Origin of the sequence: Luteimonas dalianensis (assembly GCF_049339425.1) — a bacterium.
Taxonomy (GTDB): Bacteria; Pseudomonadota; Gammaproteobacteria; order Xanthomonadales; family Xanthomonadaceae; genus Luteimonas; species Luteimonas dalianensis.
On the sequence record NZ_JBMPPO010000003.1, the window covers coordinates 136,898 to 152,708 of the forward strand.

The window sequence follows — 15,811 nt, forward strand, 5'->3', positions numbered from 1 at the left end:
CCCCCTGGGATTTCGTTGCCGTAACCAGCACCCCCGACGGCGCGACACAGGCTAGCACGTGGGAACGACCTGTCGTGGCCGGGATGTCAGCTTTCCCCGATACCCGTCGTACATGTGGGTTCAGAGCCCCATGGCTGTGCAAACCTCATCGAACGGAGTGATTTCCATGCAGTGCAAATCTGATACCAGCGCCAAGCGCCGTCCGGCGCGCGTCCGCACCATCGCCCCCCTGGCCGCTTCGATCACCGCCCTGCTGCTGGCGATGACCGCCACCACGGTCCACGCGGGCAACGTGTGCGAGATGGACGGCGGAACGCCGAGCACCGCGGACGGCAACGGCGCGGTCGCCTGCGGCGTCGACAACGAGGCCTCGGGGGACTATTCCATCGCGTTCGGCCGCAACAACGAGGCCACTGGAAATTCCGCCACGGCGCTGGGCATAAGCAACCTGGCCGTTGGCGGTGCCCTCGCGGTCGGCATAGCCAACGAAAGCACCGCCAACAGCGCAACCACCTTTGGCTTCTTCAACGAGGCAAGCGCCAACTATGCGACTGCCATGGGCTTTGACAACCTGGCCGAGGGCTTGAGCGCAACTGCAATCGGCTGGGAAAACCACGCCGCCGCTGAAAACGCAACCGCAATCGGCCACAGCAACACGGGGGCGGATCTGCACGCAACCGCTGTCGGCTCGGGAAACCTGGCCGGCCGGGCATCCACCGCCGTCGGCCGCGGCAACGAGGCCAACAACGTCGGTTCCACTGCGCTCGGCAACATGAACATCGCCTCGGGCGCCAATGCCACCGCAGTGGGCATCGTCAACCATGCCACCGCCAACTGGTCCACCGCCCTGGGCAGCAGCAATGAGGCTTCCGCAGCGGGTTCCACCGCAGTGGGGCGCAGCAATCAGGCTACCGGCGAGAACGCATCGGCGTACGGACACGAGAACACCGCGTCCGGCGCCCACGCGACCGCCCTGGGGCGGGAGAACCTGGCCGCTGGCGATGCCTCCACCGCGGTAGGTTTCTCCAACACCACCAATGCCGGTGCCGGCAGCGCCTTCGGCTCCAACAACGTGGTCGATGGCGAGTTCGCCACCGCCGTGGGCTACCGCAACACCGCGGCAGGGAATTCGAGCCTGGCGATGGGCTTCGTCAGCGAAGCGCATGGGAGCAACAGCGTGGCGATGGGCTACGGGGCAATCGCCCACGCCGACGATTCGGTGGCAATCGGCACCGACAGCGTCGCCGATCGCGCGAACACCGTGTCGATCGGGGCGGCCGGCGCCGAGCGCAACCTGGCGAACGTGGCCGACGCGGTGCAGGCCACCGATGCCGTGAACCTGCGGCAGATGGAGGCCGCTGACGCCGCCACCCTGTCCTCCGCGAACGCCTACACCGACACGCGCGAGGCGGCGATTCGCGCCGACATCGCCCAGGGCAGCGCCGCGGCGGTGGCCACCGCCACCGACTACACCGACAGCCGTGAGGTCGAGATCCGCAGCGACATGGAGACCGCGGACGCCGCCACCCTGTCTTCGGCCAATGCCTACACCGACGACCGGGAGGGTGCGGTGCGCAGCGACATGGAAACCGCTGACGCCGCCACCCTGTCCTCTGCGAATGCCTACACCGACGACCGGGAGGGTGCGGTGCGCAGCGACATGGAGACCGCAGACGCGGCCACTCTGGCATCGGCCAACCGCTACACCGACCAGCGCATCGCCAGCGTCGCCGGCTTCGACCCGACCTCGATGCTCGATCGCATGGACCTGCTCGAGGACCGGTTCGACGACATCAGCTACCAGATGGAACGCATGGACCGCCGGATCGACCGCCATGGCGCCATGAGCGCGGCCATGCTGAACATGGCGATCAACGCGGCAGGGGGCCGCTCGGAGCGCGGAAGGATCGCGGTGGGCGCGGGTGTCCAGGGCGGGCGTGAGGCGCTTTCCGTCGGCTACGGCCGCCGGGTCGGCGAGCGCGCGTCGTTCTCCCTTGGCGCGGCGTTCAGTGGCAGCGAGCGCTCGGCTGGCGTCGGCTTCGGCGTCGACCTGTAATCCAGCCTGTCCGGGGCCGCGCGATGCATGCCCCGGACCAACCACGGAGATACACAGTCATGACCAACGCGGCACAGGCCAACACGCGACGCTTTGCATGGACGCTTGGACTCACCGGTTTACTGGCCGCGATCCTGGCGGGCTGCAACCAGAGCGCGACCGGCGGGACCGCCCTGAGCATCGACGGCGAGCACGGGCCCTGGAGCATTCCGGCGGGTTCCGCCGAGACCGGAAGCAGAGCCGGCGCCCAATTCAACCGCCACGGCGTGGCCACGGCCGTGAGCCTGCGCGCCCACAACGGGGATCGCTACGTGGAGGTGCACTCAACGTTTCTGGGCGAGGCTTCGGAACCGGTCTTTCTGAACCAGAAAGTGACATACCGCGATGACAGCGGAACCATCTTCGAGCGCGTGGGGCCGCGCGCTGCTGATGACGACAACAGCGGAATCCGCTGGAACCGCATGGACCTGGACGTGGACAAGGGCACCGGCCACGCCTCCGTTTTCCTGGATGTTCCGGTGTGCGTGGACCACTACACCGGCCCACTCGAGTACGAGACCCGATGCCATCAGGTCCACGGTGAGCTCAGTGCCCCACTGGAACGGAACCCGCACTTGGGAATAGATCCCTGATTCCCGCGCCCCCAACAGACCTTCTGGAGAACCCGCATGAACAACCCCTGCGTCATCCCTGGAGCCACCGCGGCCCTGGCCCTGCTCCTGTTTGCCGGCTGCAGCAACGGAACCGGCGAGGACCCGGCAAATGCCATGTCGACCACCGACACGCCACCGGTCACACTCCCCGCCAGCGCCAATGCTGCATCCAGCGCTCGGCCCACGATGGGCGAGCTCGTCACGCGCGTGGACGGCCGGGACTCCTCCTGGCAGATCCTTGCCGGTGTCCCCGGCGATGAACTGCGCCGGCCCTCTGCCAGCATCGCCGCGCAGGGGCCAATGATGCTGTTGTCGCTGCAGGGCATAGCGACGGAAGACCGCAGCCGGCAGGCGACGCTCTCGGCCACACTGATGTCGCAGGGAGATGATTACACCGTGACCAGCCACGAACTGTTCGTCTATACGGGCGGAGTGCTGCGGGAAGCACAGGAGCTGGAGATCGAATGGAACCGGATCGAGCTGGACGCCCAGGGCGGACACGTCGAAGGAAATTTCAGAGGCTTCCTGTGCCCGGACGGCTCGGCCACCGGGGCGGATGAGGGTTGCTCCCCCCTCGAAGGCAGCTTCAACAGCGAAGTGGCCAGCGACGATGTCCTGCAGGACATCCTTGACGGCGGCTCGGGAGGCCAGCCATGAGGTCCGTACGGAATTGGCTGCAGCCTTCGCGCCACCCAAGCGCGACCTCTCCGGCCGGCACTGCCGGACGGGCCATCATGCTGGCGACGCTCCTGTCATGCCAGGCCTGCACGGGCGTGGACGCCACCGAGGACCCGGACGTCGCCCCGGACAGCACCTCTGCAGTCGCGTTCACGGTCTCCGGGGCACTGGAAGCGGAGCATCGCGGTGTCGCCTGGGTTCGCCAGGTCGAGCATTCGCGGGGTCAGCTGTTTGTCATCCAGGTTGCGGACAGTCATGTCGAATCGGAGCAGACCTACAGCCTCCGGCTGACCGCCATGTCGGAGGCCGGAGGCGTACCGACTCCAGGCGAGTACCCGATCGTTTCGGAGACCGATGCTTCCCGCGGCTACGCCGGCGGCTTCACCGCCCACTTCATGGACATCATGGAAAACCGCGGAGGGCGCTACGCGAACGTGGCGCTGGAGTACGACATGCCCGAGGAGTGGAAGGGTCACGGACTGGAAGGAAAGCTCGTGATCGATCACGTGGACGCAAGCCAGGTGACTGGCCGGTTCGAGCTTGAACTCATGGAAGGAGCCTCGATCAACAAGGCACCCCGCAGGGACGACAAGATCCTGCGGGTCCGGGAGGGGCGGTTCACCGCCGTAATCCCGGAGTCCTGATCCCGGTGCGCCGCCCTTAACCGGGGCGGCGCTTCTCCGAAACCCCACCGATCAGGCCGAACAGGGCGATGCCGATGGCCCCGCCGACGATGGCCGCGTCGGCCAGGTTGAACGCCGGCCAGTAGTAATCGCGCCAGTGCCACTGGATGAAGTCGACCACGTGGCCGTGGAGCTGGCGGTCGATCACGTTGCCGATCGCCCCGCCGATCACCAGCGCGAACGGCAGCGCGGTCTTCCAGTCCGCGCGCGGCGTGCGCGAGAGCCAGAACGCCAGCAGCGCGCTGATGCCGAACGCGAGCACGGTGAAGAACCATTTCTGCCAGCCGCCGCCGCCGGCGAGGAAGCTGAACGCAGCGCCGGTGTTGTAGGTACGGTACCAGTTCCAGAAGCCTTCGATCACCGGGATCGCGGTGTACTCGGGCAGGCTGCTCAGCACCCACCACTTGGTCAGCTGGTCGAGCGCGATGACGATCACCGATACGACCAGCCACGGCAGCGCGTTGGGTTTGGGCGCGTTGTTCAGAACCACTGTCGATCCTCGCCTGGGCCTTCGATGTTGGACACGCAGCGGCCGCAGATCTCCGGATGCTCCGGGTTGTTGCCGATATCGCCGCGATGCTGCCAGCAGCGCACGCACTTGGGTTTGTCGGTGACCGTGGCGGCGATGCCGATGTCGACGGCATCCTCATCCGGCTCGATGGTCACGTCGCCGCTGATCAGCAGGAAGCGCAGTTCGTCGGCCAGGGGCGCAAGCCGGTTCTGGTCGGCCACGCCGCAGCGCAGCACGATCTCGGCCTGCAGCGCGGCGCCGATCTCGCCGCTGGCGCGCATCGGTTCAAGCGCTGCGGCCACCCGCTCGCGCAGTTCCAGCAGGCGGCCGAATTCCTCCGCCGACAGCGGCGCATCGGCCGGCAGCGGCGCCAGGCCTTCGTACCAGGTGGCGAACAGCACGTTGTCCGGCCGCGCGCCGGTGTCCGTCGCCTCCGGCATGTGCTGCCACATCTCGTCGGCAGTGAAGGCCAGGATTGGCGCGATCCAGCGCACGAAGGCCTCGGCGATCCGGTACATCGCGCTCTGCGCGCTGCGCCGGCCGCGCGAATCCTCGCCCATGGTGTACAGGCGGTCCTTGGTCACGTCCAGGTACAGCGAGCCCAGCTCCACGCTGCAGAAGTTGCTCAGCGCCTGCACGATCTCCGGGAAGTCGTAGCGTGCATAGGCGGCGGTGACCTTCTCCTGCAGCAGGTGCGCGCGGTGCACGATCCAGCGGTCCAGCGCGACCATGTCGTCGAGCGGGCGCAGGTGCGCGGCCGGATCGAAGCCGTTGAGGTTGCCCAGCAGGAAGCGCGCGGTGTTGCGGATGCGCCGGTAGGCATCGGCGCTGCGCTTGAGGATCTCGTCGGACACCGACATTTCCTGGCGGTAGTCGGCCGCGGCGATCCACAGCCGCAGCACGTCCGCGCCCATCGCGTCCATCACTTTCTGCGGGGCCACCACGTTGCCCAGCGACTTGGACATCTTGCGGCCGGCCGCGTCCACGGTGAAGCCGTGGGTGAGCACCTGGCGGTAAGGCGCCACGCCGTCCATGGCCACGCCGCTGAGCAGCGAGGACTGGAACCAGCCGCGGTGCTGGTCGGAGCCTTCCAGGTACAGGTCAGCCGGCTTGCGCAGGCCATCCTGCGGGCGCTGCTCCAGCACGCAGGCGTGGCTGACGCCCGAGTCGAACCAGACGTCGAGGATGTCGGTGACCTTGTCGTAGCGGGCGGCGTCCTCACCCAGCAGCTCGGCCGGATCCAGCGCGTACCAGGCATCCACGCCCTCGCGCTCCACCCGCTCGGCGACCTTGCGCATCAGTCCGGCCGAATCCGGGTGCGGCTCGCGCGTTTCGCGCTCCACGAACAGCGCGATCGGCACGCCCCAGAAGCGCTGGCGCGAGATGGTCCAGTCCGGGCGCCCGTCGACCATGCCGGCGATCCTCGCCTGGCCCCAGTCGGGGAACCACTGCACGTCCTTGATGGCGGCCAGCGCGTCGCGGCGCAGGCCGGCCTTGTCCATGGAGATGAACCACTGCGGGGTGGCCCGGAACGCCACCGGCGTCTTGTGCCGCCAGCAGTGCGGGTAGCTGTGCTGGAGCTCTTCGTGGGCGAGCAGGCTGCCGTTGCCGCGCAGCGTGTCCACGATCAGCGGATTGGCCTTCCAGATGTGCAGGCCGGCGATGGCGGCCTCGCCCGCCGGGGCGGCCGACTCCAGGTACACGCCGCGCGCGTCCACCGGGTTCAGTTCGGCGGCCGAATAGCGTTCGTTGATGCCGTAGGCCTGGCCGACGGCGAAGTCTTCCTGGCCGTGGCCGGGGGCGGTGTGCACCGCGCCGGTGCCGTCTTCGGCGGAGACGTGGTCGCCCAGGATGAGCGGGATCCCGCGTTCGTAGAACGGATGGTGCAGCAGCATGTTCTCCAGCGCCTGGCCCTTGGCGTGGCCCAGCACTTCGACCGATTCCACGCCGTAGCGCTTCAATGCCGGCCCGGCCAGCGCCTCGGCCAGCACCAGCAGCTGGCGGCCGCCTTCGCGCGCCGGCCCGTCCACCAGCACGTAGTCCAGCTCCGCGCCCAGCGACACCGCAACCGACGCCGGCAGGGTCCACGGAGTGGTGGTCCAGATCGGTACCGCCACTTGCGTGCCTTCATCGATCTTGGCGCCAAACGCGGCCGCCAGCGCCGCCGCATCCTGCGCCTGGTAGGCAACGTCCACCGCCGGCGAGATGCGGTCGGCGTACTCGATCTCGGCCTCGGCCAGCGCCGACTGGCAGTCGAAGCACCAGTGCACCGGCTTGAAGCCGCGGTTGACATGGCCGCGCTCGAAGATCCGCGCCAGCGCGCGCAGCATGTCGGCCTCGTAGCGAAAGTCCATGCTGCGGTACGGATTGTCCCAGTCGCCGAGCACGCCCAGGCGCTTGAAGTCCTGCCGCTGCAGTTCGATCTGCTCGCCGGCATACTCGCGGCACTTCACCCGGAACGCGGCCGCATCCAGCTTCTGCCCCACCTTGCCGTGCTTCTTCTCCACAGCGTGCTCGATCGGAAGGCCGTGGCAGTCCCAGCCGGGCACGTAGGGCGCGTCGAAGCCGGCCATCAGCTTCGACTTGACGATCATGTCCTTGAGCACCTTGTTGACTGCGTGGCCGATGTGGATCACGCCGTTGGCATACGGCGGGCCGTCGTGCAGCACCCACAGGGGCCGCCCCTTCGCGTTCTCCCGGATGCGCGCATACAGGTCCTCGTCGTACCAGCGGGCCAGGGTCTGCGGCTCGCGCCTGGGCAGGTCCCCGCGCATCGGGAAATCCGTGGCCGGCAGCAGGATGGTGGACTTGTAGCGGTTGGGGTCGGAGCTCACGCGCAGGCCTGTCGGGATGGGTGGGATTGCAGGACCCGGCGCGCCATGTCGGCGTCCCGGTCCATCTGCGCGACCAGGGTCGGCAGGTCGGGGTACTTTTCCTCGTCGCGCAGTTTGGCGACGAATTCGATCGATATCCGCTGACCGTACAGGTCGCCGTCGAAATCGAACAGATGGGCTTCCAGCAGCGGCTCCACCCCGCCGACGGTCGGCCGGGTGCCGAAGCTGGAGACGGCCGGCCACGGCCGGTCGCCGACGCCGTGCACCCAGGTGGCATGGATGCCGCCCAGCGCGGGCGTCTTGCCCGCAAAGCGCAGGTTGGCGGTGGGAAAGCCGAGCATGCGCCCCAGCTGGCGCCCGCGCACCACCCGCCCGGAAACGGCGTAGGGCGCGCCGAGCAGCCGCCCGGCGGACTCGAAGTCGCCCGCGCCCAGGGCCGCGCGGATCCGGGTACTGGAGACCCGCTCGCCGTCCACCAGCACCGGCTCGATCTCGTGGGCGGTGAAGCCGTGGGCGGCGCCCTCGCGGCGCAGGGTCTCCAGATCGCCGCCGCGCCTGTGGCCGAAGCGGAACTGCGGCCCGACCCACACCTCGCGCGCGCCCAGCCGCTCCACCAGCACCCGCCGCACGAACTCCTCGGCGGTGATGGCCGTGAACGGCCGGTTGAAGCGCAGCAGCCCGGCCACGTCCACGCCCAGCCCGGCCAGGCCTTCGACCTTGCCCCGCGGCAGCATCAGCCGCGGCGGCGGGTCGCCGGCGGCGAAGAATTCGCGCGGCAGCGGCTCGAAACCCAGCGCCACCGCCTCGACCCCCAGCGCACGCGCACGCTCGACGGCGCGGCGCACCAGCGCGCGATGGCCCAGGTGCAGGCCGTCGAAGGCACCGATGCAGACCACGCTGCCGCCAGGGCACACCGGCCCACCGTCGACGTCGCGAAATAGCCTGATCATTCGAGCCGGGCAGTATACCGGCCCAACCCCCGCAGCCACGCAGCCGCTACCCGCGCAGGTGGCGGGGGCGCAGGCCCAAGGCGACCATCGCCACGGCGTACGTCGCCGCGCCGGCCGCCACCACGGCCAGCAGCCAGCCCACCCGCAGCTTCCAGTCGTCCAGCGCCGTCCACTCGCCGACCCAGCCACGCGCGGCCAGCACCACCGCCGCCATCGCCGCGCAGGCCGCCAGCAGGCGCAGGGCGAACACGCCCCACCCCGGCAGCGGCCGGTACAGCCCGGCCCGGCGCAGGTAGCGCCACAGCAGCAGCGCGTTGACCATGCCGGCCAGCGCCGTGGCCAGGGCGATTCCGCCGTGGGCGCCCTCCACCCCGCGCAGCCACAGCGGCGTGGTGATCAGCACCGTGAGACCGACGTTGGCCGCCACCGTCCAGATCGCGGCGCGCATCGGGGTCTTCGTGTCCTGGCGGGAGAAGAACGCCGGCGCCAGCACCTTGGTCAGCATGAACGCCGGCACGCCCAGGCTCATCGCCGACAGGCTGATCGCCGCCATGCGGGCGTCGAAGGCGGTGAATTCACCGTAGTTGTAGACCGTGGCCACGATCGGCCCGGCCAGCAGCAGCAGCCCGAGCGCGGCCGGCACCCCGGCCAGCAGGGCCATCCGCAGGCCCCAGTCCAGCGATTTGTTGTAGCCCTCGGCATCGGCCGCGGCGTGCCGGCGCGACAGGTGCGGCAGGATCACCGTGCCCAGCGCCACCCCGAACAGCCCCAGCGGGAACTCCACCAGCCGATCCGAGTAGTACAGCCACTCCACGCTGCCCGCCGCCAGCAGCGAGGCGAAGGCGGTGCCCACGATTAGGTTGACCTGCGCCACCGAGGAGGAGAACAGCGTCGGCAGCATCAGCCGCCCGACCTTGCGCACCTCGGCGTGGCCGAACCCCATGCGCAGCCGCGGCCGCAGCCCCAGCCGCCCCAGCGCCGGCCACAGCAGGGCCAGCTGCAGGAACCCGGCGATGAGCACGCCCCAGGCCAGCCCCACCGGCGGCACCTCGAACCGCGGCGCGAGCCAGAACATCGCCGCGATCAGGGTCAGGTTGTGCAGCACCGGGGTGAAGGCCGGCAGCCCGAACTTCCCGTGGGTGTTCAGGATCGACGCCGACAGCGCCATCAGCGAGATGAACAGCAGGTACGGGAAGGTGATCCGCAGCATGCGGGCGGTCTGGTCCAGCAACTGCGGATCGTCCAGCCAGCCCGGCGCGAACAGCCGTGCCAGCCATGGCGCCGCCAGCATTCCCAGCGCGCACACCACCAGCACCACCGCGCACAGCGCGCCGGCCATGTTGTCGATGAAGTCCTTCAGCGCGGCCTTGTCACCCTTCTCGCGGATCTCGTTGAGCACCGGCACGAACGCCATTGCCATCGAGCCCTCGGCGAAGACGCGGCGCAGGAAATTGGGGATCCGGTAGGCCACGATGAATGCGCCGATCGCCCCGCCGGTGCCGAACAGGGTCGCCTGCAGCATGTCGCGGGCGAATCCGCTGATCCGCGACAGCAGGGTCATGGCGCTGAACACCGCCGTGGAGCGCAGCAGGCCGCCGCGGGCGGGCTGCCCGGGCGGCACGGCGGCCGGATCGGGCGCGCTCACGCCCCGACCCCGGCGCGACCGGCGGTGTTGACCCAACCCATTGAATCCCCCATAATTTCCTGCTCGCTTGTGTTTTCTACCGGGATTGCCCCGGAGATTCCGTTCCCGGGCCCGCTATCGTACGCGCCCCACCACCCGCAGATTCCAGGATTCCATCGTGGCCAACATCAAGTCTTCCAAGAAGCGCGCCAAGCAGGCCGTCGTGCGCAACCAGCGCAACAGCAGCCAGCGCTCGCAGCTCCGCACCGCGGTGAAGAAGGTGATCAAGGCGCTTGACGCCAACGACGCCGCCGGCGCGCAGGAGGCCTTCGCCGCCGCCCAGCCGCTGCTCGACCGCTTCGGTGCGCGCGGCCTGATCCACCGCAACAAGGCCGCCCGCCACAAGAGCCGCCTGAGCGCACGGATCAAGGCGCTGCAGACCGCCGCCTGAGGCAGCGCGTCCGGCTTCACGCGAAAGCCCGGCCATGGCCGGGCTTTTCGTTTGCGCGCGGGAAAAGCGTTCGCCCACCCCGGCTGAGCGGCCAGATCAGCCGGCGTCACCGGCTTCGCGTTCCAGCTCGTCCAGGCGGTCAAGTTCGGCCTGGACCTTGAGCATCACCTCGCGGGTGCCCTCGTGGGCAATGCCGGAGACGAGGAACCAGGGCTGCTCCCAGCCCAGCTCCGAGACGATGCGGTCGGCCTCGGCACGCGCCTCGTCCGGATCCATCAGGTCGGCCTTGTTGATGAGCAGCCAGCGCGGCTTGTCCAGCAGGCCGGCGTCGAACTTGCCCAGCTCGTGCTCGATCGCGCGCACCTGCTCCACCGGATCGGTGCCATCCAGCGGCTGGATCTCCACCAGGTGCAGCAGCAGGCGGGTGCGCTGGATGTGGCGCAGGAACAGCGCGCCCAGCCCGGCGCCGTCGGCCGCACCCTCGATCAGCCCCGGGATGTCGGCAATCACGAAGCTGCGGTGCGCCTCCACGCTGACCACGCCCAGGTTCGGATACAGAGTGGTGAACGGATAGTCCGCCACCTTCGGCGTGGCCGCCGACACCGCGCGCACCAGGGTGCTCTTGCCGGCGTTGGGGAAGCCGAGCAGGCCGACATCGGCCAGCAGCTTGAGCTCCAGCCTGAGCAGCCGCTCCTCGCCCCATTCGCCGGGGGTGGACTGGCGCGGGGCACGGTTGGTGGAGCTCTTGAAGTGCATGTTGCCCAGCCCGCCCTTGCCGCCGCGGGCCACCAGCAGGCGCTGGCCGTGCTCGGTCATGTCGCCGATGACCTCGTCGGTGTCGACGTTGATGACCACGGTACCCACCGGCACGACGATGGTCATGTCGTCGCCGCCCTTGCCGTATTTCTGCTGGCCCATGCCGCCCTCGCCCTTCTGGGCCTGGAAGCGGCGCTCGTGGCGGAAGTCGACCAGGGTGTTGAGGTTCTCGTCGGCCTGCAGCCAGACGCTGCCGCCGGCGCCGCCGTCGCCGCCGTCGGGGCCGCCCTTGGGGATGAACTTTTCGCGCCGGAAACCTACGCAGCCATTGCCCCCCTTTCCGGCAATGACGGTGATTTCGGCTTCATCTACAAGTTTCATGGGCGGTGTTCTGTCGGAAAGATGGCTGGACGAGTTTAACGGGTGGGTCGGGATGCTTGAGGCAGGGCTCGGAGTGGCAGGTGAGGCTTGATGGGGGTTGAGCACTCGAGAGGACGCCGGCAGCTGACGGGCCCCGCCGCGGCGAGGCCGTGCAACTCGTGACGAAACGGCAGGGCTGTCCGACGGAGTGAGCCGCGTCCCGCCGGCCGGGGGTATCGCGACAAGCAATACATGGATGTATTGCGCGCGCGTCGCGACATGGACGTCGCGCCGCGCGAAAAGCGATACCCCCGGCCGGCGGGGCGCGGCGTCCATCCGAAGCCCGGACCGCCACGCCCCAAACACCCCCGGAAATCAGGCACCAACGAAAAGCCCCGCATCTCGCGGGGCCTTTCGGATGCATCGGGTTGTCGCGCGGGGTCAGTCCGCGGCGACCACGTTCACCGTGCGGCGCTTGTTGGCGCCTTTGGTGGTGAACTCGACCGTGCCGTCGACCAGCGCGAACAGCGTGTGGTCGCGGCCCAGGCCGACGCCGCTGCCGGCGTGGAACTTGGTGCCGCGCTGACGGACGATGATGTTGCCGGCCTCGATCGCCTGGCCGCCGTAGATCTTCACACCCAGGTACTTCGGGTTGGAGTCGCGGCCGTTGCGGGTCGAACCGCCTGCCTTTTTGTGTGCCATGGCTGCTGCTCCTTACTTGCTGTCGCCACCGGCGATGCCGGTGATCTCGATTTCGGTGTAGTACTGGCGATGCCCCTGCCGCTTCATGTGGTGCTTGCGGCGGCGGAACTTGATGATCTTCACCTTGTCGGCGCGGCCGTGGGCCACGACCTTGGCGGTGACGGTTGCGCCGTTGAGCGCGTCGCCAAGCTTGATGCCGTCGCTGTCGCCAAGCATCAGGATGTTGTTGAAGGTGATCTCGTTGCCGGCTTCGGCCTCGAGCTTTTCGACGCGGAGCGTTTCGCCCTGCGCCACGCGGTACTGCTTGCCGCCGGTGACCATTACTGCGTACATGGTGGTGCCTCTCTTGGTGTTCGGTTCTGTAGTTATTCTTTGATCCGCCCGCAGTCGAGTGCGGACAGGAGCGGAATTGTAGGGGATTCAAGGATTTGGGGTCAACCGCCCCCCGGGGGCCGGTCACAGGCCCTGCGACAGCCGCCGGCCATGCTTGCCGCGGCTGGGAAAATGCCGGTTTGCCCCCATATCTCCCCCTCGGTAGGCTGGTCGACTGCCTGCCCTCCCCCACCCGCCCGGCCCCGGCCGGGACATCCCCGGAACTCCCGATGGCGCTGGATTACATCCGCATACGCGGTGCCCGTACCCACAACCTGAAGAACATCGATGTCGAGCTGCCGCGCGACAAGCTGATCGTGATCACCGGCCTGTCCGGCTCGGGCAAGTCGTCGCTGGCGTTCGACACCATCTACGCCGAGGGCCAGCGCCGCTACGTCGAGTCGCTGTCGGCCTATGCGCGGCAGTTCCTGAGCGTGATGGAAAAGCCCGACATCGACCACATCGAGGGCCTGAGCCCGGCGATCTCGATCGAGCAGAAGTCGACCTCGCACAACCCGCGCTCCACCGTGGGCACCATCACCGAGATCTACGACTACCTGCGCCTGCTGTACGCGCGCGTGGGCATCCCGCGCTGCCCGGAGCACCACTACCCGCTGGAGGCGCAGACGGTCAGCCAGATGGTCGACCAGGTGATGGCGCTGGGCGATACGCCCGAGGGCGCGGACAAGCGCTGGATGCTGATCGCGCCGGTGGTGCGCGAGCGCAAGGGCGAGCATGCGCAGGTGTTCGAGCAGCTGCGCGCGCAGGGCTACGTGCGGGTGCGGGTGGACGGCGTGGTGCATGAGATCGACGAAGTGCCGACCCTGGCGCTGCGCCAGAAGCACACGATCGAGGCGGTGATCGACCGCTTCCGCGTGCGCGACGACATCAAGCAGCGGCTGGCCGAGTCGTTCGAGACCGCGCTCAAGCTGGGCGACGGCATGGCCGAGGTGCGGCCGCTGGACGATCCGGAATCGCAGGTGCTGCTGTTTTCCTCGCGCTACAGCTGCCCGGTGTGCGACTACGCGCTGCCGGAGCTGGAGCCGCGGCTGTTCTCGTTCAACTCGCCGGTCGGCGCCTGCCCGGACTGCGACGGCCTGGGCATGAGCGAGTTCTTCGACCCCGAGCGGGTGGTGGTGCATCCGGAGCTGAGCCTGGCCGCGGGCGCGGTGCGCGGCTGGGATCGGCGCAACCACTATTATTTCCAGCTGATCGCGGCGCTGGCCAAGCACTACGGCTTCGACGTGGACACGCCGTGGAACGAGCTGCCCGACGCAGTCCGCGACGCGGTGCTCAACGGCAGCGGCGAGCAGGCCATCAGCTTCACCTACGTCACCGAGGGCGGCAGCCGCAGCCAACGGCGGCACCGGTTCGAGGGCATCCTGCCGAACCTGGAGCGGCGCTACCGCGAGACCGAGTCGGCGGCGGTGCGCGAGGAGCTGTCCAAGTACGTCAGCGAGCGCGCGTGCCCGTCCTGCGAAGGCGCCCGGCTCAACCGCTCCGCGCGCAACGTGCTGGTGGCCGAACGGCCGCTGTCGGACATCGTGGTGCTGCCGATCGGCGATGCGCTGGCGTTCTTCTCGACGATGGGCCTGCCCGGCTGGCGCGGCGAAGTCGCCGCCCGCATCGTCAAGGAAATCCGCGAACGGCTGCAGTTCCTGGTCGACGTGGGGCTGGACTACCTGACCCTGGAGCGCAAGGCCGAGACGCTTTCGGGCGGCGAGGCGCAGCGGATCCGGCTGGCGTCACAGATCGGCGCCGGCCTGGTGGGCGTGATGTACGTGCTCGACGAGCCGTCGATCGGCCTGCACCAGCGCGACAACGCGCGCCTGCTGGAAACCCTGGTGCGCCTGCGCGACCTGGGCAACACGGTGATCGTGGTCGAGCACGACGAGGACGCGATCCGCCTGGCCGACCACCTGCTGGACATCGGCCCGGGCGCCGGCGTGCACGGCGGCGAGGTGGTGGCCCAGGGCAGCTACGAGGACATCATCGCCGAGCCGCGCTCGCTGACCGGGCAGTACCTGTCGGGCGCGCGCAGCATCGAGGTGCCCAGGCGCCGCCACCGGCCCAACCCGCAGATGCAGCTGCACCTGCGCGGCGCCTCCGGCAACAACCTGCAGGGGGTGGACCTGGCGATCCCGGCCGGGCTGTTCACCGCCATCACCGGCGTGTCCGGCTCGGGCAAGTCGACCCTGATCAACGACACGCTGTACAAGATCACCGCCAACGAGATCAACCGCGCCTCGCACAAGCCCTCGCCCTACCGCGAGGTGGAGGGGCTGGACCTGTTCGACAAGGTGGTGGACATCGACCAGTCGCCGATCGGGCGCACCCCGCGCTCCAACCCGGCCACCTATACCGGGCTGTTCACGCCGCTGCGCGAGCTGTTCGCGCAGGTGCCCGAGTCGCGGGCGCGCGGCTACGGCCCGGGCCGCTTCAGCTTCAACGTGCGCGGCGGCCGCTGCGAGGCCTGCCAGGGCGACGGCCTGATCAAGGTCGAGATGCACTTCCTGCCGGACATCTACGTGCCCTGCGACGTGTGCGGCGGCAAGCGCTATAACCGCGAGACGCTGGACATCCTCTACAAGGGCCACAACATCCACGACGTGCTGGAGATGACGGTGGAGGATGCGCTGGACCTGTTCGCGCCGGTGCCGCCGATCGCGCGCAAGCTGGAAACGCTGGTGGACGTGGGCCTGGGCTACATCCGCCTGGGCCAGCCGGCCACCACCCTGTCCGGCGGCGAGGCGCAGCGGGTGAAGCTGTCCAAGGAGCTCTCGCGCCGCGACACCGGGCGCACGCTGTACATCCTCGACGAGCCGACCACCGGCCTGCACTTCCACGACATCGAGCACCTGCTGGCGGTGCTGCACAAGCTGCGCGACGACGGCAACACGGTGGTGGTGATCGAGCACAACCTGGACGTGATCAAGACCGCCGACCACGTGATCGACCTGGGGCCGGAGGGCGGGCACCGCGGCGGCATGATCATCGCCGAAGGCACGCCTGAAGAGGTCGCGGCCAGCCCGCAGTCCTACACCGGCCAGTTCCTGGCCAAGATGCTGGGCGATGCCGTCCCGGAAAGCGCCCCGGCGGCGGTGCGCGACCCCGAACGCGACGCCAGGCCGGCGCGCAAGAAGAAGGCGGCCGGCAAGCGCGCCGGCGCGCGGAGATGAGC

13 protein-coding genes are annotated in these 15,811 nt (G+C 69.0%); 6 read left to right on the forward strand and 7 right to left on the reverse strand.

Annotated features, from left to right (window positions below):
- Positions 1 to 58: 58 nt before the first annotated feature.
- From ACOZ90_RS05115 to ACOZ90_RS05130, 4 genes are all read left to right on the forward strand, one after another.
- Positions 59 to 2,056 carry a YadA-like family protein gene (locus tag ACOZ90_RS05115; protein ID WP_422892567.1) on the forward strand — a complete coding sequence of 666 codons (1,998 nt, stop codon included), beginning with the start codon at positions 59 to 61 and terminating at the stop codon, positions 2,054 to 2,056.
- 59 nt (positions 2,057 to 2,115) lie between these two features.
- Complete coding sequence (locus ACOZ90_RS05120) at positions 2,116 to 2,688, forward strand: hypothetical protein (RefSeq protein ID WP_422892568.1); 573 nt, start codon at positions 2,116 to 2,118, stop codon at positions 2,686 to 2,688.
- 36 nt (positions 2,689 to 2,724) lie between these two features.
- The gene (locus tag ACOZ90_RS05125) at positions 2,725 to 3,366 is read left to right on the forward strand and encodes a hypothetical protein (RefSeq protein WP_422892569.1); all 642 of its coding nucleotides are present in this window, start codon (positions 2,725 to 2,727) and stop codon (positions 3,364 to 3,366) included.
- A gap of 77 nt (positions 3,367 to 3,443) precedes the next feature.
- Positions 3,444 to 4,031 carry a hypothetical protein gene (locus ACOZ90_RS05130; protein ID WP_422892570.1) on the forward strand — a complete coding sequence of 196 codons (588 nt, stop codon included), beginning with the start codon at positions 3,444 to 3,446 and terminating at the stop codon, positions 4,029 to 4,031.
- Between the two features lie 16 nt (positions 4,032 to 4,047).
- Here ACOZ90_RS05130 and lspA read toward each other — a convergent pair whose 3' ends face one another.
- From lspA to murJ, 4 genes are read right to left on the reverse strand one after another with little or no spacing between them, the layout of a single operon-like run.
- Entirely contained in the window at positions 4,048 to 4,554 is a 507-nt protein-coding gene (gene lspA / locus ACOZ90_RS05135) for a signal peptidase II (RefSeq protein WP_422892857.1), read from the reverse strand.
- On the reverse strand, positions 4,551 to 7,355 hold the full coding sequence (gene ileS, locus ACOZ90_RS05140; RefSeq protein WP_422892858.1) for an isoleucine--tRNA ligase: 2,805 nt from the start codon (positions 7,353 to 7,355) through the stop codon (positions 4,551 to 4,553). Before ileS ends, lspA begins: the two co-directional genes overlap by 4 nt.
- 56 nt (positions 7,356 to 7,411) lie before the next feature.
- Positions 7,412 to 8,365 carry a bifunctional riboflavin kinase/FAD synthetase gene (locus ACOZ90_RS05145; RefSeq protein WP_422892571.1) on the reverse strand — a complete coding sequence of 318 codons (954 nt, stop codon included), beginning with the start codon at positions 8,363 to 8,365 and terminating at the stop codon, positions 7,412 to 7,414.
- A 46-nt stretch (positions 8,366 to 8,411) separates the two neighbouring features.
- Positions 8,412 to 10,010, reverse strand: coding sequence for a murein biosynthesis integral membrane protein MurJ (gene murJ, locus ACOZ90_RS05150; RefSeq protein WP_422892572.1), 1,599 nt, complete (start codon positions 10,008 to 10,010; stop codon positions 8,412 to 8,414).
- A 157-nt stretch (positions 10,011 to 10,167) separates the two neighbouring features.
- Between murJ and rpsT the strand changes: the two genes are divergently transcribed.
- Positions 10,168 to 10,440 carry a 30S ribosomal protein S20 gene (rpsT, locus tag ACOZ90_RS05155; RefSeq protein WP_422892573.1) on the forward strand — a complete coding sequence of 91 codons (273 nt, stop codon included), beginning with the start codon at positions 10,168 to 10,170 and terminating at the stop codon, positions 10,438 to 10,440.
- Positions 10,441 to 10,536: 96 nt separating this feature from the next.
- On the opposite strand, the gene cgtA is transcribed toward rpsT, so the two are convergent.
- The 3 genes from cgtA to rplU form a co-directional block, all read right to left on the reverse strand.
- Positions 10,537 to 11,577: an Obg family GTPase CgtA gene (gene cgtA / locus ACOZ90_RS05160; protein WP_422892574.1), complete on the reverse strand. Its 1,041-nt coding sequence runs from the start codon at positions 11,575 to 11,577 to the stop codon at positions 10,537 to 10,539.
- Positions 11,578 to 11,997: 420 nt separating this feature from the next.
- On the reverse strand, positions 11,998 to 12,258 hold the full coding sequence (gene rpmA, locus ACOZ90_RS05165; RefSeq protein WP_422892575.1) for a 50S ribosomal protein L27: 261 nt from the start codon (positions 12,256 to 12,258) through the stop codon (positions 11,998 to 12,000).
- A gap of 12 nt (positions 12,259 to 12,270) precedes the next feature.
- Complete coding sequence (gene rplU / locus ACOZ90_RS05170) at positions 12,271 to 12,591, reverse strand: 50S ribosomal protein L21 (protein WP_422892576.1); 321 nt, start codon at positions 12,589 to 12,591, stop codon at positions 12,271 to 12,273.
- Positions 12,592 to 12,860: 269 nt separating this feature from the next.
- Here rplU and uvrA point away from each other — a divergent pair, with 269 nt between their 5' ends.
- Positions 12,861 to 15,809 (forward strand): excinuclease ABC subunit UvrA, encoded by a 2,949-nt coding sequence (uvrA, locus tag ACOZ90_RS05175; protein WP_422892577.1) that lies wholly within the window; start codon positions 12,861 to 12,863, stop codon positions 15,807 to 15,809.
- Positions 15,810 to 15,811: the final 2 nt, after the last annotated feature.

Excerpts from the sequence above, each read along its gene's own strand:
- ACOZ90_RS05120 (WP_422892568.1), top strand. The coding sequence starts at position 2,116 with ATGACCAACGCGGCACAGGCCAACACGCGACGCTTTGCATGGACGCTT.
- rpmA (WP_422892575.1), bottom strand. The coding sequence starts at position 12,258 with ATGGCACACAAAAAGGCAGGCGGTTCGACCCGCAACGGCCGCGACTCC.
- ACOZ90_RS05125 (WP_422892569.1), top strand. The coding sequence starts at position 2,725 with ATGAACAACCCCTGCGTCATCCCTGGAGCCACCGCGGCCCTGGCCCTG.
- ileS (WP_422892858.1), bottom strand. The coding sequence starts at position 7,355 with ATGCGCGGGGACCTGCCCAGGCGCGAGCCGCAGACCCTGGCCCGCTGG.
- ACOZ90_RS05130 (WP_422892570.1), top strand. The coding sequence starts at position 3,444 with ATGCTGGCGACGCTCCTGTCATGCCAGGCCTGCACGGGCGTGGACGCC.
- ACOZ90_RS05145 (WP_422892571.1), bottom strand. The coding sequence starts at position 8,365 with ATGATCAGGCTATTTCGCGACGTCGACGGTGGGCCGGTGTGCCCTGGC.
- rplU (WP_422892576.1), bottom strand. The coding sequence starts at position 12,591 with ATGTACGCAGTAATGGTCACCGGCGGCAAGCAGTACCGCGTGGCGCAG.
- uvrA (WP_422892577.1), top strand. The coding sequence starts at position 12,861 with ATGGCGCTGGATTACATCCGCATACGCGGTGCCCGTACCCACAACCTG.
- cgtA (WP_422892574.1), bottom strand. The coding sequence starts at position 11,577 with ATGAAACTTGTAGATGAAGCCGAAATCACCGTCATTGCCGGAAAGGGG.